Origin of the sequence: Nitrosomonas ureae (assembly GCF_900108305.1) — a bacterium.
Taxonomy (GTDB): Bacteria; Pseudomonadota; Gammaproteobacteria; order Burkholderiales; family Nitrosomonadaceae; genus Nitrosomonas; species Nitrosomonas ureae_B.
The window spans coordinates 249,029-269,479 of sequence record NZ_FNUX01000001.1; the positions used below are offsets into that span (position 1 = coordinate 249,029).

12 protein-coding genes, 1 tRNA gene and 2 pseudogenes are annotated in these 20,451 nt (G+C 47.0%); 4 read left to right on the forward strand and 11 right to left on the reverse strand.

What is annotated here, in order from left to right; genetic code table 11:
* Positions 1 to 3: 3 nt before the first annotated feature.
* From nusB to C4S39_RS01295, 9 genes are all read right to left on the reverse strand, one after another.
* Positions 4 to 504 (reverse strand): transcription antitermination factor NusB, encoded by a 501-nt coding sequence (gene nusB / locus C4S39_RS01255; RefSeq protein WP_103965234.1) that lies wholly within the window; start codon positions 502 to 504, stop codon positions 4 to 6.
* Positions 501 to 983, reverse strand: coding sequence for a 6,7-dimethyl-8-ribityllumazine synthase (gene ribH / locus C4S39_RS01260; protein ID WP_103965235.1), 483 nt, complete (start codon positions 981 to 983; stop codon positions 501 to 503). Before ribH ends, nusB begins: the two co-directional genes overlap by 4 nt.
* Before the next feature lie 58 nt (positions 984 to 1,041).
* Positions 1,042 to 2,142, reverse strand: a complete 1,101-nt coding sequence (gene ribBA / locus C4S39_RS01265; RefSeq protein ID WP_103965236.1) for a bifunctional 3,4-dihydroxy-2-butanone-4-phosphate synthase/GTP cyclohydrolase II — start codon at positions 2,140 to 2,142, stop codon at positions 1,042 to 1,044.
* A gap of 21 nt (positions 2,143 to 2,163) precedes the next feature.
* Positions 2,164 to 2,763, reverse strand: a complete 600-nt coding sequence (locus C4S39_RS01270; RefSeq protein WP_103965237.1) for a riboflavin synthase — start codon at positions 2,761 to 2,763, stop codon at positions 2,164 to 2,166.
* A gap of 395 nt (positions 2,764 to 3,158) precedes the next feature.
* Complete coding sequence (locus tag C4S39_RS01275) at positions 3,159 to 5,111, reverse strand: amylosucrase (protein WP_103965238.1); 1,953 nt, start codon at positions 5,109 to 5,111, stop codon at positions 3,159 to 3,161.
* An 18-nt stretch (positions 5,112 to 5,129) separates the two neighbouring features.
* Positions 5,130 to 7,298 carry an HAD-IIB family hydrolase gene (locus C4S39_RS01280; RefSeq protein ID WP_374953006.1) on the reverse strand — a complete coding sequence of 723 codons (2,169 nt, stop codon included), beginning with the start codon at positions 7,296 to 7,298 and terminating at the stop codon, positions 5,130 to 5,132.
* Entirely contained in the window at positions 7,295 to 8,215 is a 921-nt protein-coding gene (locus C4S39_RS01285; protein WP_103965287.1) for a carbohydrate kinase family protein, read from the reverse strand. The genes C4S39_RS01280 and C4S39_RS01285 overlap by 4 nt, the downstream gene beginning before the upstream one ends.
* Before the next feature lie 455 nt (positions 8,216 to 8,670).
* Positions 8,671 to 8,747: transfer RNA gene (locus tag C4S39_RS01290), tRNA-Arg, on the reverse strand.
* Positions 8,748 to 8,882: 135 nt separating this feature from the next.
* Positions 8,883 to 10,166 (reverse strand): HlyC/CorC family transporter, encoded by a 1,284-nt coding sequence (locus C4S39_RS01295; RefSeq protein WP_103965240.1) that lies wholly within the window; start codon positions 10,164 to 10,166, stop codon positions 8,883 to 8,885.
* 262 nt (positions 10,167 to 10,428) lie between these two features.
* Here C4S39_RS01295 and C4S39_RS01300 point away from each other — a divergent pair.
* Both C4S39_RS01300 and cphA read left to right on the forward strand, forming a co-directional pair.
* Positions 10,429 to 12,716: pseudogene (locus C4S39_RS01300) on the forward strand (cyanophycin synthetase).
* 17 nt (positions 12,717 to 12,733) lie between these two features.
* Positions 12,734 to 15,323, forward strand: a pseudogene (gene cphA / locus C4S39_RS01305) (cyanophycin synthetase).
* A gap of 232 nt (positions 15,324 to 15,555) precedes the next feature.
* Here the strand turns inward: cphA and C4S39_RS01310 are convergent.
* Together C4S39_RS01310 and C4S39_RS01315 are read right to left on the reverse strand one after the other, a co-directional pair.
* Positions 15,556 to 15,825: a hypothetical protein gene (locus tag C4S39_RS01310; RefSeq protein ID WP_103965241.1), complete on the reverse strand. Its 270-nt coding sequence runs from the start codon at positions 15,823 to 15,825 to the stop codon at positions 15,556 to 15,558.
* 17 nt (positions 15,826 to 15,842) lie between these two features.
* Entirely contained in the window at positions 15,843 to 16,148 is a 306-nt protein-coding gene (locus tag C4S39_RS01315; protein WP_103965242.1) for a hypothetical protein, read from the reverse strand.
* Positions 16,149 to 16,666: 518 nt separating this feature from the next.
* Here C4S39_RS01315 and C4S39_RS01320 point away from each other — a divergent pair.
* Positions 16,667 to 18,883, forward strand: a complete 2,217-nt coding sequence (locus tag C4S39_RS01320) for a RelA/SpoT family protein (RefSeq protein ID WP_103965243.1) — start codon at positions 16,667 to 16,669, stop codon at positions 18,881 to 18,883.
* A gap of 581 nt (positions 18,884 to 19,464) precedes the next feature.
* Positions 19,465 to 20,412: a hypothetical protein gene (locus tag C4S39_RS01325; RefSeq protein ID WP_103965244.1), complete on the forward strand. Its 948-nt coding sequence runs from the start codon at positions 19,465 to 19,467 to the stop codon at positions 20,410 to 20,412.
* Positions 20,413 to 20,451 lie beyond the last annotated feature (39 nt).

Below are 20,451 nucleotides of genomic sequence, written 5' to 3' on the forward strand. Positions count from 1 at the left end.
AAATCACACGCGATTCTTAATCGCCTTTTGCATTTGAATCTCGCTGCTGCGCAATTGAATAGCCAATTTATCCAGCACACCGTTGACGTATTTGTGCCCGTCACTACCCCCGTAGGTTCTGGCTAATTCGATCGCTTCATTGAGAATGGCGCGATAAGGAATCTCTGGGTGGTGGATGAGCTCGAAAGTACTCAATAATAAAATTGCAAACTCTACCGGGCTCAGCTCATCGAGAGAGCGATCTAAACAAGGCCGGATAATCTTTTCCAGCTCGTCAACATGTTGCAGCGCACCTTGCAGCACATGGGTAAAATGCTTTTCATCGACATGTCTGAATTCGCCGGATTCACGCAACTGCTGTTCGATAAAACTCGTTGTACCACCCACAGTCCGCCATTGATATATACCCTGCAATACAAATTCACGCGCAATCCGGCGACGGCTTTTATATTTCTCCGTTTTCTTTTCTGTGGGGGAGTTTGCGTCAGGAAGTGTGCTGATCATATATCGACTTCATCAATTTTGATATGTAAATTGGCCACTTCCAGCGCAACCTGAGCGGCTTCCATGCCTTTAACGCTCATCCGAGCAATTGCTTGATCTTCATTATCGGTCGTCAATATGCCATTGGCAATAGGAATCTCAGCTTCAAGCTGCACCATGAGCAAACCACGTGCGGACTCAGTGGCAACTATTTCGAAATGATACGTATCGCCGCGTATCACCGCGCCCAGTGCGATCAGTGCATCAAACTGATCGGACATGGCCATTCTTTTGATCGTGAGCGGAATTTCCAATGCACCCGGTACGGTTACGATGAGAATATTTGAATCCTGCATGCCATTCTTTTTCAGCTCTGCGGTACAAGCACTCAGGAGTCCTTCACCAATATCGATATTAAAACGGCTCATGACAATACCAACACGCAAATCCGACCCATCCAGATTCGGTTCAAATTCAAGAATATCGTCATAATACGGCATAACAAGCTCCTGTTTATTTAGTATAAGTGATTACTATTAATTAATTAGAAGTTAAAGTTTATTGATTGTGCGTCTCAACGTAGCTCGTCACTTCCAATCCAAACCCTGTCACGCTGGGCATTTTTCTTGGGGCCGCCATTAAGCGCATTTTTCCTACACCGAGATCTTTAAGTATTTGAGCGCCAATACCATGATCGCGCAAATCTGTCTTAATCGCGTTGGAAAAATGAAGTTCCTGTAATTGAATGCGCTCAATCAGTCTGGCCGAGCTTTCTTTTCGATGCAACAGTACGATAACGCCATGCCCTTCTTCAGCAATAAATTTCATCGCCGCATGGATACTCCAGGGATGCGTGCTGTCATGAATATCCAACAAATCAATGACCGACAATGGCTCATGCACGCGCACCAATGTTTCGGTTGCGGGGTTTATTTGGCCTTTGACCAATGCCAAATGGATCATATGCGTTATCTCATCACGGTAGGCCGTTAGCTGAAATTCACCATGCAAAGTTTGGATGGCCCGCTCAGCAACTCGAGTAACCAGGCTTTCTGTCTGATTACGGTATTGAATTAAATCCGCGATCGCGCCAATTTTAAGCTGATGCTTATGCGCAAACGCCATGAGATCGGGTAATCGCGCCATATCGCCATCCTCTTTCAGAATTTCGCAGATTACCGAAGCCGCGCTCAAATCCGCCATCCTGGCTAAATCACAACCCGCTTCAGTGTGTCCGGCACGCATCAACACGCCACCTTTCTGGGCCATCAACGGAAAAATATGCCCTGGTTGCACAATATCTTCTGGCTTTGCATTTTTCTTAACAGCGACTTGAATGGTGCGCGCACGATCCGCTGCCGAAATACCCGTTGTAACGCCACTAGCGGCCTCGATAGAAAGTGTAAAATTCGTACCCAGCGGCGCACGATTAGAAGATACCATCAAAGGGAGATCCAGTTGATGGCATTTCTCCTCGGTTAAAGTCAAACATATCAATCCGCGGCCATAGGTCGCCATGAAATTGATGGCTTCCGGTGTTACAAAATCCGCCGCGAGAACCAGATCGCCTTCATTCTCCCGATCTTCCTCGTCAATCAGGATGACCATTTTACCCAACTTTAGGTCGGCAATGATCTCCTGAATCGCACTGATACTCATAGTCACTTTTTCCGAAGTACGTTAAATGTTTAACAACTTTGCTACATAGCGTGCCAGCATATCAGTTTCCAGATTTACGCGCATTTCCGGCGCAAGCTCTTTTAAAGTGGTCATTGCTAACGTATGCGGAATAAGATTGATAGAAAATTCATTTCCCTCAACCTGATTAACCGTCAGGCTGACCCCATTCACTGTAATCGAACCTTTATGGGTCAGATACCGCAGTATTGAATCCGGTGCCCGAATAATCAATTCATAACTTTCTCCAGCGGGTTCAAATTTAACTACGAGACCAATCGCATCCACATGGCCGCTAACCAGGTGACCACCCAACCGGTCTGACAAACGCAGAGCTTTCTCCAGATTGACGCGTATGCCGGACTGACTAAGCCCTTCAGTGCAGTTTAGTGTTTCTTGCGAAACATCTACGGTAAATTTACCAACGATCAATGAAGTAACTGTGAGACAAACGCCGTTCACAGCAATGCTATCACCGATCCTGACATCATCCAGATCCAGCTTTCCAGCAGAAATACATAGAGATAAACCATTATTGCCATGACCGATAATAGGCCGGACCTGAGTTATTTCACCCACCGCTTGTATGATTCCGGTAAACATCTCGCTATGTGTTGCTTCGAATGTAAAAAAGATGACAGGGATTGTGAATCAATGTTCGTTCAATAACCCGTTCGCTATAGCTTTTGCAAGTATACCTTGCTGAAATTGTAAATACTTATCTCTGGGAAATTTTTACTTGAAGTTAAATTACTGGCCGGCTGACGTTTGGGTTCCAATAAATAACACAACATGGAATTAAGGGCGCCTCCAAGAATCCGCATTTCGTCATAATACGTTGTTGTTCACAAAAAATACCCATTACCTATCAATTATATGCTGCACTAATATTTTTTGTTCTCGCCACTTCTTGTTTAATACTCTGAATTTTTAGAGGTACCTTTAATAGATTAACGGAATGTCATTTTCCGCAACTCAATCTGGCTACATATTTCCGATTATGCCTGCAGCCAATAGAAAGACCGTGCAGGGCAGATTAAGCTCTCATCCGCTACATGCAAGGTTTCTCCACTCAATAAATCTCTGATTAATTCGTACTGAAAGAAACCCATGTGTTGAAGTGGAGGCAGCTTTAAGGGTTGCGGCTCGTCATCAAAATTTCCAACCACCAGGACTCGCGGGCTGTTATTGATTTGATCAAATCGTGAAAATACAAAAAGATGAGGATTGTCCACATTCAATAATTCGCGATTATTTCTATCTGCAAAAGCTGGTATCTCCTTGCGCACAGCAATCATTTTCTTCATCGCGCAAAAAATGCTGTATTCGACCGTTCCCGGTTGTGTCCTTAACATTGCCCTGTTCCAGTCCATTTTGGGACGATGCGCCCAACGGTTATCTGTACTCTTTGATTCATCATCAAGATAGGAATCATCATTGAGCGTCCCGATGGCATCTCCATAATAAAGCATCGGAATCCCGCCAAAAGAAAGGATCATTCCGTGTAACAGGAGAATGATCTTAATCGCCGTATTCGTGGCATTAGCGTCATTATTCGCCAGCGCGTGCTTAAGTCCCGCGAGCGAAGCCAGCGATCCTGAAATACGCGCATCGCCCGTCTCCAAATTTCTTCCAAAAGCGAGCCCGGCTGCCAGTGATTCTTCAAAATTCCCAGTAAAATAATCAATCAGGAAGCGTCTATGCGATAACGGCTCATACCCGGCCGAGACAATATCCGCATCACTGAACCCCAAGCCAATATCATCATGGCTACGTGCGTAATTGAGCCAGGTGGCTCGTTCCAGTTTCTGAGGAATATTCTGTATACCGATATTGAGCAGTGTGGCTTTTTTTGTCGCAACGGCGTCCCACAACAACGCCATATAAGTTGCATTGTAGGCAATCTCGCACTCTTTCGCATTGATCGCATCCTCGCCGAAATACTTAATAATCTCGGTAGGAGAGACTATGGCTTCCGCGATAAACAAAACGCCTGGGGCAGTAACTTGACAGCAATCTTTCATGAGTTGCAGTATCAGATGCGCTTCACGCTCATTCTGACAGGAACTGCCTATTTTTTTCCATAGAAATGCTACTGCATCCAATCGAAGAATATCGGCGCCATGATTGGCCCAAAACAAAATAATGTCGAGCATTTCTATCAGCACTGTCGGATTCTGATAATTTAAATCCCACTGATAGTGGTTAAATACAGTCATTGCCCACTTATCCATCTTTTCATCCCAAGTGAAGTTACCCGGCGCGGTTTCCGGGAACACTTCCGGCATTGACTCTTCATAAATGTCCGGAATCGACCGGTCGTCAAAGATAAAGTAGTAATCCTGATAGGTCTTATCGCCTTCGCGCGCTTTCTCGGCCCATTCATGCTGATCGGAAGTATGATTCACCACCACATCCAGAACCAGCAACATATCGCGCTTTTTCATGCTGGCGGCCAATTTATCAAAATCCTTAAAGGTGCCGAACCGGCTATCGATCTTGCGATAATCCCTTACGGCATAGCCGCCATCGCTCTTACCTTGAGGGCAATCACAGATAGGCATAATATGCACCAAATTAACACCCAACTCCTGCAGGTAACTTAATCTTGAGAGCATACCCTTCAGATTGTCGGCGTATCCATCGCAATACAGGGCCATGCCCACCCATTTCTGGCTTAGAAACCAGTTGTGATCCTTTTCCCGCTCCAGATCCATTTTCCTTAGATGGCTTGGTCGATTGACATATTGCCGCATAAGCGTTTCCACCAGATTCCGCATATGTTCTTTGAAATCCGGGCGATTCCCGTAAAGTGTATTGAATAGAGAGTAAATCGCATAGAAATTTGCACCCAGGCGCGTATAAAAAAGTTGCAGATTCTGAGGCTTTGATTTTTGCCTCAATTCAACCAAAATATCATTTAGCAATGAATGTGAAATCTGTTCATACATAATTTTTTACACCCGCAATTATCCGTGATCCGCAATTCGCCAGCCATAGTGCGCCAGCCCTTCCAGAATGCCATCCGCCTGATGTCCCCGGGCAAAGTATATCCGCTCCATGCCCCGCAGCTGCTCAAGCTCCAGGCCGTGATTGCCAACCACTATACCTAGCGTATCACCCAGCAGCATTTCCTTATCATTACCAGAGTCGCCCACGACCAAAAAATTCTCCAGAGGCAACTCCCACTTGTAGGCCAGATAGCGGATAGCATGTCCCTTGGAAGCACGTACCGGCAACACATCCAGAAACTGGTCATGCGAATATATCAGCCGCGCATGCAAACGATGTTCCCTCAGTAACCGGTAAAGATCATGCAGCGATGGCATTTTCTCTGACACGACGTTATAACTCAGCTTGAATTTACGTTGATTTACGGCAGGCTGAAGCGTCAACCCGGGAATGTCGGACAATACCTGCTCCAGGGCTTCCCGCCGCCACAAATGCGCGATACGATTCGCCCAGCCGACATCCGGTTGAAGCTTATAGCTATAATTAATTTCGCTACCCACTGAAGTGATTAATACGTTGGGAATTGGAACCCGTGCATTTTTGAGCACATTGACCGCACTTTCCAGAGAACGTCCTGTCGCAATACCGAAGGCTATTGATCCCGCATGATTTTTCAGCCAGGCAATCAGTTGCTGCAATCCCTTCTTATTGCCTATCAGGGTATTGTCTATGTCGCTGATCAGTGCTTTGCGCGCCAATGGCATGGGTGATTTGCCATCTTGCATGGTAAACGCAATCTGGCGACGCATGCGTTTACGATCGCGGCGCAGCAACTTGCGCACCTCTCTCACGTACTTGCTTACGTGAGCGTCCCAACTATAATGACGACGCGCACCCGCGACGCCATTTTTTGCCCACAATCGCCATTGCTGTTTATCCGATAGCGCGCTGTCAAGCGCGCAAGCAATAGCGGCTGGATCCAGCGGGTTTACCAGCAGGCCGTTACAACAATTGGCCACAATGTCGCATGGCCCGCCGTCTTCCGTAGCCACAAAAGGCAAGCCGCTAGCGGCTGCTTCAATCAAGGTCAGACCGAAAGGCTCGGTTAATGCAGGATTGACAAATACGCCGCGACGACGCGCAGCAAGGCGATATAACTCCGGAACATCTTCAGCGTTATGATGCTTGGGTATTGCAACCTTACCCCATAAGTCATAGCGATCAATATCCAACAGCAGCTCCCTCAGGATTTTTTGCGACGCTCCATCGAGTTCGCATATATCGTCGCGATTGCCTGCAACAATAACCAGATTAGCCTTTTCTTGTAATGCTGAACTGCTCCCGTAGGCATCAATCAGCCCTTTAAGATTCTTATGAATGGCAGGACGGCAGATTGCAAGTATCATCGGCTTGGCAGGATCAGAAAGAAATTTATCCACCATATGCATGACATTGGAATTAATTTTTCTGCGCCCCGGCGGTGAAAATCGGGCAATATCGGTGCCCGGAGGAATCACGACAAAACGGGCACTTGCGTGGTTGTGATACATCCCGTATTGCGCGGTAACTTCCTGTCTGGTGCTCGTAATCACCATGGCAACGTTAACCAGCAAATCCTCTTCTACCGTGATACGACGCTCAAAATTGAATTGTCGTTCAATAGCGGTTTCTTTTCGTCCACTGGTCAACAAGCGGGATTGTTTGGGGCGTCCCAGTGAATGACCTGTATGTATTTGCGGTATGCCTAGAAGCTGCGATAGTTGTTGCCCCACATATCCGGCATCCGCGTAATGCGTGTGAATCAGATCCGGCAATCGGCCCCGCTCGCGCAAAAAATGCAGACTGCGATCCACCAGTTGATCCAGATGCGGCCATAGCAACTCCTTCCGCACGTAGTGTGGCGGACCGAAGGGCAAACGGAGAATACGCGCGCCATTACCGATATCTTCAACGGGCTGCGAATAATCTGACGCCAGCGCAGGATCTGTGATCAACCGAGTCAATAAATCGACTTGCCCGACCTCGCGATGGCGAACCAATGCACGCATCAACTCCACTACATAGGTGGTTTGCCCGCCTGTATCGGCATCACGCCCCAACTCCATATTTTTTCCCCTGATCAATCCATGCGGACTAATCATCAAAATATACAAGGCATTCTCATTATTATTCCAATCCATCGTCATCTCTTCCAATCCGCAATAAACGGTCCATAAAAATCAGAAGAATCAGGAATAGCTCCCCGTATTTCGCACAAAGCTGCGGCAAAGGCATTAGCGCGCGATAAGGTAAGCATAATAGGCCATTTGCGCAAAAGCCCAAGGATATACACAGCTGCAAAACCATCTCCGGCACCGACTGTATCCATCACAGGGCGTGAAGATATCAATCCCTCTATATTGGTCACTTTGCCATCTTTATCGAGTTGCCAGGCACCTTCTTCGCCACAGGTGATCAGCATGCTATCCAAGCCAAACCGTTTGAGCAGTGCTGCTGCTTTTTGTACTCGGCTTACACCGGTCAGCCGAAAAAGTAGTGCCAATACATCCAGCTCTTCCTGATTTATTTTAATCAAATTTGCATGTATCAAAGAATGCTCTATGGTGCGCAAGTCATACCAAGGCTTGCGTAAATTGATATCCAGCAAGCATGGCGCCTTGCCTTGATTACTGAGTAGCAATGCTGCCAAGGCATGAGCGGATATCGCGTTGCGCTGCGCCAGGGTACCAAAGTAAATTAATTGCGGACACATGGCCAGAGAAGTGCTATGCGACATACCTGCATGGATAAAGTCATAAGCCTGTTCCGGCAAAATTTCAAAACGATGCCCACCTTCTTCCAAGTGAACCATGACTTGCCCGGTCGGGTGTAAATCATCAAGCTGTATACCGTAATCATCCATCCCGGTATCTTTGATCTGAGCAAGCAGTTCTCGACCCAACTCGTCATTTCCGATACGCGAAATTAATACCGGATGCAGACCAAATGCCTGCAAATGACGCGCAACATTAAACGGAGCACCGCCGAACACTCTTCGGTCACCGAATATGTCTGCCAGAACTTCCCCGAATAATATTATTGTTTCCGATCTGATAGAGGACATGGCTACCAACCACTTTTTTGGTTTAATTACATAGCGAAAATCCTGAGGTTCGCTGCAGCGCAGGATAGTTCATAATGAAACCGTCTCAGACAATAAGCTTTTGAGACTACTGAAAACAGCTATTGCTTATCTTGGTCAAGAAATAGCATTTTGTGCGACACAGAATTGCCAGCGAACATCCTTTACACCTTACCACACCCAGTGCGTAAATAGGAAATCGAGCAATAAATTGATGATAACTTCCATTGTTACCATCCTCAAGGATTAAATCCAGTTCAGCAGAATAATTCTTTACTCAGTTGATTCCAGAATCAACTATTCAATGCCATACAGAATGACAAAACCAGACTTGAAATCGATTCCGATTTAACCAAAGAATCATCAGGCAGAAAAATAACCGGAGGCATACCCGTGTTTACAAGGCAAACGACAGATTAGTAGTTTTTGACCAAATTTGGCGCGCCCAACACGATTCGAACGTGCGACCCCCGCCTTCGGAGGGCGGTACTCTATCCAACTGAGCTATGGGCGCTCTGATAAACAAACGGGTTACATATTTGCCGAGCGACAGAATAACCGCTTTTATTATTCCCGTCCAACCGGGATTGTGCAGGGTATAACAATCCTACGCAGTAGAAGCGCTAAAATTAATACTTCTCTCATCTGATCATTCAGAATGCTTTGCTTCAACTTCTGCAGAAGCAGGGAAAATTTTAACAGTTTTTACAATTCTATTTTTAGTTTGAATAACCTCCATTGGATAACCAGCAATATTGAGACCCGTGCCTGCTTCGGGAATATCTTCAAAATATTCTAAAATTAATCCATTGAGAGTTTTCGGCCCATCCAGCGGAAACTGAAAATCAAGTTTGCGATTCAATTCGCGCAACAATGTTCTTCCTTCGACAATAATACTGCCATCTTCCTGCTTCAGAAAAATACTGGTTTGGGTAGGCGCTTGCGTAGTAAATTCACCAATAATTTCTTCAATGATATCTTCCAGTGTGATCAACCCCATCCATTCTCCATATTCATCAACCACTAATCCCACTCTTTTCTGGTTTTCCTGAAATAGCTGTAGCTGTGAGAATAATGAAGTACCCGAAGGAATGAAATAAGGTTCACGCATCACTTTTTCCAGAGTAGATGCTGTGATTTTTCCTCCTTGCATTTGATTCAGCACCTTACGCACATGCACAAGACCAACAATATTATCCATGCGCTCACGATAAATTGGCAGGCGTGTATGATGACAAGTCAACAATTGCGCATGAATAAGCTCATCATCAGCGTTTAGATCAATTGCTTCAATCTGGTTACGTGGAACAATGACATCATCAACTGTAATTTGTTCAAGATCAAACAGATTCAACAGCATATTCTGGTGCTTATGCTGTATGAAGTGTCCTCCTTCCAAAACCAGCATCTTAAGTTCTTCCGTGCTTATTTTTTGCTCCAGTCCTGTGCTTTGAGGCTTCAACCGAAACAGGATTAATAATCCACTGACAAACAAATTGACAAACCACACAATGGGATAGCAAATAATCAACAGGGGCGTCAACACATAGCTCGCCGCTAACGCGATACGCTCGGGATAAGCGGCAGCAATCACTTTGGGAGTAATTTCGCTAAATACGAGAATGGCAAAGGTAACTGCTATTGTTCCCATAAACAACGCAAACTCATCTTGCACAAAGAGTGTAGCAACAATAACCGCCACTAGCGTTGCAGAAGCGGTGTTCAACAAGTTATTTCCGAGTAATATGACACCCAGCAACCGATCCGTTTTTTCCAGCAATTTTATCGTTAATCTGGCACCACGGTGACCTTGCTTGGCAAGATGTCTTAATCGATAGCGGTTAATTGCCATCATACTGGTTTCGGATAACGAGAAAAAACCTGACACAACCAACAAAATAACCAATATAATCAGCATGATGTGCAATGGCATATCATCCAAGGAGCACCTCTACTTGAAATAATGAATTGATAGTAATTTTTAGCAAACTGTTGTTATTCTGAATTCAAATCGATGTTTGTCAATAAGAAAAAATAATAATTCATCGCGCTCATCTTATAAACTCATATACATCAACGATCGAAATTCTGAATTGCAGCACAATCCACAATAGTTCTGAGAATTTGTTCTGTACGTGTAAACCAATTGATTTAGAAAGCGTTAGGATGAAGTTTTCTTCTTAATTCCAAATCTTATGTCTGACAGCTTTAATTCCAATGATAATGGTATAAAAGATATCAAGTTTCTGGAAATTAAGCACCTGAACGGCCCGAATATTTGGACTTATTACCCTGTGCTTGAAGCAATAGTTGACATTGGTGAACTGGAAGACTTTCCTTCCGATAAGATCCCGGGTTTTTATGATCGCCTATTACAATGGCTCCCAACCTTAATTGAACATCGCTGCAGTTATGAAGAGCGTGGCGGTTTCCTGCGCCGAGTGAAAGAAGGCACTTGGCCATGGCCATATTCTTGAACACGTCACACTGGAATTGCAGAACCTGGCCGGTATGCGCGGCGGTTTCGGCAGAGCTCGCGAAACTGCAGTGCGTGGTGTCTATAAAGTAGCTGTAAGCGCCTGGCATGCAGAAGTGACAAATCTGCGATGTATGCAGCGCGTGAATTAGTCCTGACGGCAATGAATTTTCAACAATTGCGCAATCCAGCTTTTGATGTCGGGCGCACTATTGAACATCTGCGGGATTTGGTTGATTCACTTTGGCTTGGCCCTTCAACAGCATGTATTGTAGATGCAGCTGTAGCACGCAATATTCCAGCAACCCGTCTTACCGCAAAAGGAAATCTGGTACAGCTTGGCTATGGAGTTCGTTGCCGTCATATCTGGACTGCCGAGACAGATTCTACTCCAGCCATTGCAGAAGGTATTTCACGTGATAAAGACTTAACCAAGACACTATTGCAATCCTGTGGCGTTCCTGTTCCTGCAGGGCGCATTGTAGAAAGTGCCAAGGCCGCAATGGGAGGCCGCCAAAGATATCGGATTGCCAGTTGTCATCAAGCCATGTGATGGAAATCATGGACGCGGGGTCTTCATTGAATTATTTCATCAGAGTGAAATTGAATCCGCTTACCGGATTGCTTTAAAAGAAGGCTCAAGTGTTCTGGTTGAACGTTATGTTGCAGGTACTGAACATCGCCTGTTAATTATTGGAGGAAAACTGATAGCCGCGACCAAGGGCGATTCAGTTTCAGTAATCGGAGACGGCGTTGCCACTATTACTGAATTAGTCGAATCACAAATCAACTCTGATCCGCGGCGTGGATCAACAGAAGATCACCCGCTCAATCCAATCCGTTTGGATAGCGCTGCTCAAATGGAAATCGCACATCAAGGATATCAGAGCGATTCCATTGTGCCTACTGGGATCAAAGTTTTGATTCAAAGAAATGGCAATCATGCATTTGATGTGACAGATCAGGTTCATCCTAGCACTGCAGCTGCAGCATCATTAGCTGCGCGTGTCATTGGACTGGACATCGCTGGCATAGATTTTTTCGCGCCCACTGAATGAACAAGGAGGGGCTATTGTTGAGGTCAATGCGGACCCTAGCTTGTTGATGCATATCGAACCAGCGGTGGGTATGCCTCGGCCGGTTGGAAAGACTATCATAGATCACTTATTTCCGGATCAAGAAAATGGCCGGATTCCTATAGTTGGGGTTTCTGGCAGTTATGGCAAAACATCAGTAGCTTCATTAATTGCAAGATTGCTTATTCTTTCTGGGAAACAAACCGGTTTGGCATGCAGCGATGGACTTTATCTCAATAATCGGCAAGTTGATAAACACAATTGTGCCAATTGGGCAGCGGCAAACCGTACGCTAATCAATCCAACAGTTGAGGCCGCAGTTTTTGAGAATGGTTTTGATGCTCTGATGAATGAAGGCTTGGCATACGATAGTTGTCATGTCGGCGTAATTACCAATATTCATCCGGCCAATCATCTGGGTCGTCATGGAATCGAAACGCACAAACAAATTTTCACGGTATTCCGCACACAAGTCGATGTGGTAACACCCACGGCTGCGGCCATTGATGATGTCGATACAGCGGTAAAGCTACCTATTGGGGCCGCGGTGCTCAATGCACGGAACGGGATGTTGATCGAGATATCTACACTCTGCCACGGCGAGGTGATTTTCTTCAGTATCGAACCCGAATTACCAGTGATCATCCAGCACCGCACGCATGGAACTGGATCACGCCTTGGCAAGCAGGCTGTCATAGTACGCAATGGCATGATTATGCTTGCATCGGGTGCAAATGAGTTGCCACTGATAAGTATTGGCACCATAGCCGGCACATATAATGCCCAAGCTCTGGAAAATATTCTTGCAGCTGTCGGTGCGGCATGGGCACTGGGAATTGAACCTGATCTTATGCGCGCGGGAATTAACGCCTTTGGTTTCCTCCAAGAAAAATATGTAACAGAGAATCAGTCTGTTGCAATAGATTTATAGACTCAGGGAAATGGTTTATGAAAATACTGCGTATTCGTACATTGCGTGGGCCTAATTTATGGAGTCAGCACACTTCTATTGAAGCTATTATTCGTTGTGTCGGTTCTGAAAATAATATAGAAAACATCCAAGGTTTTAAGGCACGATTACATAACTGCTTTCCTGAAATTTCTTTGCTACAGCTTTCCGATCAGCATGAAACCATCACAATAGCGCATGTGCTCGAATCTGCCACACGCGATTTGCAACTGCAAGCGGGTTGTCCAGTAAATTTCAGTCGCACGGCTCAAACATCCGAGGTTGATACATTTCATGTCATAGTCGGTTACAGCGAAGAAAAAGCAGGGCAACTTGCATTTGAGTTGGCGCAGACCTTATGTATATCAACTATCAATGATACCGGCTTTGATTTAGCCAATGCTTTGCACCGATTACGCAAACTCTATGAAGCTATTCGTCTGGGCCCCAGCACGGGCGCAATTGTTCAGGCTGCTGTTGCGCGTGGAATTCCTTTCCGCCGGTTAACTGAAGGCAGTTTGGTGCAATTTGGCTGGGGTAGTAAGCAACGCCGCATTCAGGCTTCCGAGAGCGACAGGACTAGCGCAGTTGCCGAATCAATAGTGCAGGATAAGGAATTAACCAAAACTTTGTTGCATGCCGCCGGAATACCTGTCCCTCTGGGCCGGAACGTAAGTAACGCGGAGGATGCCTGGGCAGCCGCTCACGAAGTAGGTATGCCGGTAGTCATAAAACCACGGGATAGCAATCAAGGAAAAGGCGTAACCGTTAACCGGATTAACGAAAACGATGTGAAAGCGGCTTACATGATTGCAGCTGAAATTAGCGATAATGTGATCGTGGAGCGCTACATTCCCGGATATGATTATCGTAGGCAACAGATTAATCGCAGCAGCACGACGCGATCCGCCGCAGGTGATTGGAGACGGCATTCGTAACATTCAAGAATTGGTAGAACCAATTAATCGTGATCCAATGCGGGGGGAGGGACATATCGCTTCATTGACCAAGATTCAACTGGATGAAATTTCTCTCGCTCATCTTGCCACACAGGGATTGACAGCAAAGTCAGTTCCGCTTAAAGGAATGCGTGTTGTATTGCGAAATAATGCCAATTTATCCACAGGTGGTACGGCTACTGATGTAACTGATGATGTTCATCCCGATTTAGCAGCACATGCGATTGCTGCAGCGCAGGTAGTAGGCCTGGATATTTGCGGCGTTGATGTAATTTGTAACACCGTGATGAAATCTTTGGAAGATCAAGGGGGCGGCATAATAGAAATTAATGCATCGCCGGGCTTACGCATGCATATACAACCTTCTTTCGGTAAAGGTCGCGCTGTAGGCAAAGCTATCATTGATTACATGTTTGCGCTAGAAGAAGACGCGCGCGTTCCGGTTATCGCTGTGACGGGCAACAATGGCAAAACCACCACTACCCAGCTGATAGCCAGTATTCTGGAACAAAACAACAAACGGACAGGCGTCGCTTGTACAAATGGCGTTTTTATTGCCGGACAATGTATCGATACTGGAGATTGCAGTGGTCCTAAAAGTGCCAGAAATATTCTTTCTCATCCAGATGTTGATGCTGCAGTACTAGAAACTGCACGAGGTGGATTATTGCGCGAAGGCTTGGGATTCGATCACTGTGATGTAGCTGTTGTAACGAATATTGGCATGGGCGATCATCTCGGCATGGCTTACGTCAATACTGTGGAAGAGCTGTCTTTAGTCAAACGGGTTGTTGTCCAGAATGTGAAATCCGAGACTGGTTTTGCTGTGCTTAATGCGGCGGATCCGCTCGTCGCCAGCATGGCTGAATATTGTCCTGGCTCCGTCATTTTCTTTGCGCACGATAGCCATCATCCGGTATTGACGATGCATCGCGCTCAACATAAGCGTGTGGTCTATGCCGAAAATGGCTACATTGTCGCTGTGAATGATTGCAGTGAATATCGTATTCCGTTGAGCGAAATTCCATTAACAAAAAATGGCACAATCCGGTTTCAAATCGAAAATGTAATGGCAGCTGTTGGCGCTGGTTGGGCACTAGGAATAGGATGGTCAGATATTTGTGCCGGTGTAACTAATTTTGTAAATAATACACAAACTACACCGGGTCGCTTTAATCTTTTTAATTACCGCAATGCAACCTTAATTGCGGACTACGGGCATAACCCAGACGCCATACAGGCGTTGGTAAGCGCAATCGAAAACATTCCATCCAGGAAACGATCGGTGGTTATTAGTGCAGCCGGAGATCGACGTGACGAAGACATTCGCCAGCAGACACGGATTCTCGGTGACGCATTCGATGAAGTCGTTTTATATCAGGACAAATGCCAGAGAGGACGGGCAGATGGTGAAGTTTTATCTTTATTACGGGAAGGCTTGGAAAACGCGAAACGTACACAAAAAATAAGAGAAATCATCGGCGAAGCTATTGCAATTGATACAGCACTATCCAATTTACAGGATGGCGATTTATGCCTTATTCTTGTAGATCAAGTTGAGCAATTACTGGGGCAAATTAATAATCGCATTGCATCAGTAAAGCACTCTCCTAAGCTGTACACTGTGTAGGCGGAATAGGCTCTGACTGAGATATGCTGATTTTCATGGAGTCCGAAGTTTCATAAAATGGAATGTCAATCGGCATTGAAAACTTCCCAGGTATTGGCGTCGAAAAGTTTCCACCCGGTATAGTTGGTTAATCGGTTTTTATACACTTTTTACGATGCTTGAATCGGTAAGATTCATTCCCTGTTTCCACAATACGCGTACCAGACAGGTTCTGAAAACTTTCAACAGGTGTTCAATGTAATCGGCGAAAGGTGGTTATTTGCCGTAACAATGGTTGTTCTTGTTGAAAGCATTCAGTAATTGTTCGTGATGGGAAGTCAGGGTGTTGTCGTGCCGATAACTCATGACACCGCTTTTCTAACCAACGATTCAGATCATCCAGAGTCTCGAATTTTACACGTGGCGTAAACAGCCATTCTCTGACATTCCCAGCTTGATTCTCAACTTTCCCTTTCTCCCATCCAGCTACCGGTTCAAACAAATAGTGGTTGGCCAATGCCATAAACCGCCGGTTAACTGTCACCCCTTGCCCACAAAAACAGTATCCACAATCGTTTTAGGATTGTCATAAATCATCTGCAAGGTCACGCCGCCATAAAACGCAAATGCTTTATCATGCGCATCCATCACCATTTCTTGTGCTTCTCTGAGATAGGCGACTACAAACATTTTACGGCTGCATGCAAGGCGAAAGTGCGCCGCTTTGATGGCTTGCTTTAATGAAGGTGTATTCTTGTAACTGGCCTTCCATTGTTTAACAAATCGCCGAATACTGTCATAAGCACCTGTATAGCCCTCATCAACCAAACCTTCAAATAATCGCATGGCTGCACGGCGTCGCTTTTGGGCAGCAATGCTTCCGCTTCAAGCCATTTCATTAATAACACCTTGAATTCACTCAGTTTGGGCGCAATTTGAATTTGACACTGATATACCGGCTCAGCTTCTGTCTGTAAATGTTTCCTGACCGCGGGGCGTAATACCCTCAATGAACGAGCTATCGAACTGATACTTTCCTTGCTAACAAAATGACGCCCTCTTATTTCGGCAATTATATCCATTGTTATCACTCCAGATTTCTCCGACTAAGTGCCGGATATTTAACAATCCTGGGTGGAAACTTTTCAACACCGACTTACCCAAAATCCTGGAAAGTTTTGCACGCCGATCGACACACCGGGAATGTGGTTAACCTTAGAAATCCAGCCCCGACCAGCCGTAATATTCATAAATTTGCTGTACTTCTTTTTCAGCTCTCTTTATGATTGAGCTGGCGATTTCCCCTGTACGTCTTGTGCCTGAAAGGCAAAAATGCTTTTATTTAGGGGATCGGTAATCATTTCATGGTTTCAAGACACAGAAAACTCCTCTTGTCCGTCGCGGATTACGCCGATACTGAAGCCTGGCTGAATGAGCTGGCTGGGCAGTTTGCGCCTGCCGAAATGATGCTGTTGCGCCAGGCATGCGCGATGGCCGCGCCGCTCTACAGTGAGCAGCGCACGCTGACCGGCATGCCATTGCTGCAGCATGCCATGGGTGCGGCATCTATCCTCATCGGCATGCGCATGGATGCCGAGACCGTCGCGGCCACCCTGCTGCACGCGGTAGCTGAGTATCTGGGCGATTGGCATGCACTGGTGGAGAGCCAATTCGGCGCCAACGTCGCCCGCTTGGTGGAAGGCATTGCGCGCATGGAGCAAATCCACCAGTTCAGCGAAATTGAGCAGTTGCACGCACCAGACAGAACGGGCGACCAAGTGGAGCAGATCGAGAGTCTGCGCCAGATGTTGTTAGCCATGGTGCAAGATATCCGCGTGGTGCTGATCAAGTTGGCCGAGCGCACGCAGACCCTGCGTCATCTCTCTGGCGCCAGCCACGAGCAGCAGCAGCGAATCGCTCGCGAGACGCGGGGTATCTTCGCGCCGCTCGCCAACCGGTTGGGCGTATGGCAGATCAAATGGGAGCTGGAAGACCTCGCGCTGCGCTACCTGGAGCCGCAGCTGTACAAGGAAATCGCCCGTCTGCTGGACGAGCGACGCGTGGATCGTGAGCAGTACATCGAGGATGTGCTCGCCCAGTTCAGGCAGGAACTGCTGCAGGCTGATATCAAGGGAGAAGTCAGTGGACGGCCCAAGCACATCTACAGCATTATCAACAAGATGCGTCGGAAGCATCTGGAATTCAGCGAACTCTACGATGTACGTGCAGTGCGTATCCTGGTGGACGATGTCAAGGACTGTTACGCTGCGCTGGGGCTGGTGCATCACCTGTGGCAACCGATTCCCGGCGAGTTTGATGACTACATTGCTCGTCCCAAGAGTAATGGTTACCGCTCGCTGCACACCGCCGTGATCGGCCCGCGTGGTCTGGCGCTTGAGGTGCAGATCCGCACCCACGACATGCACCACAGCTCTGAGTTGGGCGTAGCCGCGCACTGGCGCTATAAAGAAGGTGGCAAGTCGAATAGTGAATTCGATGAGAAAATCGCCTGGTTACGCCAGATCCTGACGTGGAAGGATGAAGTCAGCGACGGCGGCGATTTGCTCGAGCAATTCAAGAGCGAGTTGTTCAAGGACAAAGTTTTTGTGCTCACGCCGCAAGGAAAGGTGATCGACCTGCCTAAGGGCTCGACGCCTATCGATTTTGCCTACGCCCTGCACACTGACCTCGGCCACCGCACACGCGGCGCCAAGGTAGACGGCAGCATCGTACCGCTCAACACTCGGCTGCAGAATGGCCAACGCGTGGAAATCCTCACCTCTAAGATGGGTGCGCCAAGCCGCGACTGGCTTAACCCTATGCTCGGCTATCTGCAGAGCCCGCGCGCACGAGCCAAGGTGCGCCACTGGTTCAAGTATCAGAATTTCGAGGAGAATGTGGCAGTCGGACGCGCCAAACTGGACCGCGAACTCCATAGGGCCGGGGCTGGTAGCGTGAATCAGGAGAAACTTGCACAAAAGCTGCGCTACAACCATCTTGAAGACCTGCTCGCCGCCGTCGGCCGTGGCGATGTCAGTGAGCACCAACTTGCTCTCGCCATTCAAGAAGCTATGCCGCCCAAGCTCGTAGAAGCACTCCCAGCCTTCACCAACAGGCGCACGCACACGCCCAAAGCGCCGTTAGGTATCGTGGTGGAGGGTATCGGCAATCTGTACACCAACCTGGCCAAGTGCTGCAAGCCGGTACCGCCGGAGGTCATCGTCGGTTACATCACGCGCGAGCGCGGGGTAACCATCCACCGCCAGGCCTGCGCCTTCATTACTGGCCTGCCGGAAGAGCGGCGTGGTCGCCTACTGTACGTGCACTGGGGTGCTGGCGCAAATTTCGTCGCCAGCGTCGATATCGAAGTGGAAGCCCATAACCGCCAGGGCTTGCTGCGTGACATCAGCGACCTGTTCGTACGTGAGAAGATCAACGTTACCAAGCGCAATACCCTAAGCCGCGGCAATCTGGCAAAGATGCAGTTTTCGCTTGAGATTGTCGATTTGGATCAGCTGCAGCGCCTGCTAATACTGATCCGGCAGGTGCCTGAGGTTATTTCAGCGCAGCGGCGGGAGTGATTCTCACTTGTTCGCACGCACTGTGTAGCCTGCCTGACGCAACAGGAATAAAAGCTCATCAGTGCTGCATGCGAGGCATCACCCACAACTGACCATACATGGACGCTCACGTTATGCCAAGCTTTCAGTCGATGATTTTAAGAAGGTAATGGAGGTGAGCTGGGCAAATGATCTGACTGACTGGATCTAGAGTATTAAGTGTGAGCCGCTATTGCCTGTTTTGTTCAGCAAGAAATTATCCCTTGCAAAAATAACCCAACAATAGAATAATAAAAAAGCGCTGATTTGTTTCGATTGCGGGCGCATTATAAATACTGCTAAACCGAGAGTCGATAACCCGTTCTCTTACGCTGCTGAGAAACGGGTTTTGCTTTTTATGTCGCCGATTTACCGATACTTGCGGGCGACTCATAAATACCGCTAAACATCGCCATAATCCTCCTCTCCCAGGGAACCGGCGATCACCGGGATCAATGGGGAAGGAGAATTCACATGAAACAAATCAATATCACCGATTTGTATTGGGTACAGCCGCTCAGCACGCAAAAATTGGCTTTTAGAAATCAGATCAGAGGCGCCCAATGAATCGCCGGGAATGCTTAAAAGCGCTTGCAGCACTGGGAGCGAGTCTGTCGTTGCCTGCTTTGGCCATAGAATCCGCAAGTCAAAACGATATCAATGCAGCGTGGCTGAAATTGCAATCCTCAAGCGATCATGGATTGGCTGATCATCCTCGCGTCGTGTTGCTCAGAAATGATGTTCTGGATCTGCCAGTGGATAATGAATACAAAGCGCACCTTCTAAATTCGGTCGAAAAATATCGCGAGCAGATAATAAATCGCCCGGTATATGCCCCCGACGAAGGCTGGGATGATTTGGAAGTGATTCAGCAGGTTACGCTGGGCGATATGAATGCACGGTGGTTCAGGGAGCAACAAGCAATTCAAGTGCATGAAGAAAAGAAATCCAGCCATGGGAAATCCAAGTACTTTGAATCTTCTACACATCACGAGCAGTTTGATATTGATAAAGAATATATTTCACTCTGGTTATCTTACCGCCGTCATTCTGGATGCAGAAGCCCTGAAAATATTAGGGCACATGCAGACTGGCCGATCTATCCTCAAGCCTCGATCAGTGGCATGGCGGCTGGCGCTGTTGCCTGGCAGTCGAAATTGGAAATCGATAGCAATACCACAAAAGAAGAATTGACCTCAGAGGTGGTCGCGAAAGTAATGGACAGAGAATACATTATCCGAGGTGGGTGGGTTGCCTGGTCAGAGTCTGAGCAAATCCGCATTTTAAAAACATCACATCCTTGTTTCTCAATGCGGAAATATCCACATATTGAGACATACAATTGTATTCTGTATTACCCCGAGGCTATGACAAAAGAAGAGCTTATTAATAACGCTGTAGGGATTACGAATACATGGTGCCCTACGGCACATGTCGTTCTGTCGGAGAACGAGGTCATCTATCCACTGGAATATATGCTTCAGCAAGCTCTATTATCCAGGAATAAATGAAAACCTGATTAATTTCGTGAGTACAACACTGATATGGGT

Excerpts from the sequence above, each read along its gene's own strand:
- nusB (WP_103965234.1), bottom strand. The coding sequence starts at position 504 with ATGATCAGCACACTTCCTGACGCAAACTCCCCCACAGAAAAGAAAACG.
- ribH (WP_103965235.1), bottom strand. The coding sequence starts at position 983 with ATGCCGTATTATGACGATATTCTTGAATTTGAACCGAATCTGGATGGG.
- ribBA (WP_103965236.1), bottom strand. The coding sequence starts at position 2,142 with ATGAGTATCAGTGCGATTCAGGAGATCATTGCCGACCTAAAGTTGGGT.
- C4S39_RS01270 (WP_103965237.1), bottom strand. The coding sequence starts at position 2,763 with ATGTTTACCGGAATCATACAAGCGGTGGGTGAAATAACTCAGGTCCGG.
- C4S39_RS01275 (WP_103965238.1), bottom strand. The coding sequence starts at position 5,111 with ATGTATGAACAGATTTCACATTCATTGCTAAATGATATTTTGGTTGAA.
- C4S39_RS01280 (WP_374953006.1), bottom strand. The coding sequence starts at position 7,298 with ATGACGATGGATTGGAATAATAATGAGAATGCCTTGTATATTTTGATG.
- C4S39_RS01285 (WP_103965287.1), bottom strand. The coding sequence starts at position 8,215 with ATGTCCTCTATCAGATCGGAAACAATAATATTATTCGGGGAAGTTCTG.
- C4S39_RS01295 (WP_103965240.1), bottom strand. The coding sequence starts at position 10,166 with ATGCCATTGCACATCATGCTGATTATATTGGTTATTTTGTTGGTTGTG.
- C4S39_RS01310 (WP_103965241.1), bottom strand. The coding sequence starts at position 15,825 with ATGGCATTGGCCAACCACTATTTGTTTGAACCGGTAGCTGGATGGGAG.
- C4S39_RS01315 (WP_103965242.1), bottom strand. The coding sequence starts at position 16,148 with ATGCGATTATTTGAAGGTTTGGTTGATGAGGGCTATACAGGTGCTTAT.
- C4S39_RS01320 (WP_103965243.1), top strand. The coding sequence starts at position 16,667 with ATGGTTTCAAGACACAGAAAACTCCTCTTGTCCGTCGCGGATTACGCC.
- C4S39_RS01325 (WP_103965244.1), top strand. The coding sequence starts at position 19,465 with ATGAATCGCCGGGAATGCTTAAAAGCGCTTGCAGCACTGGGAGCGAGT.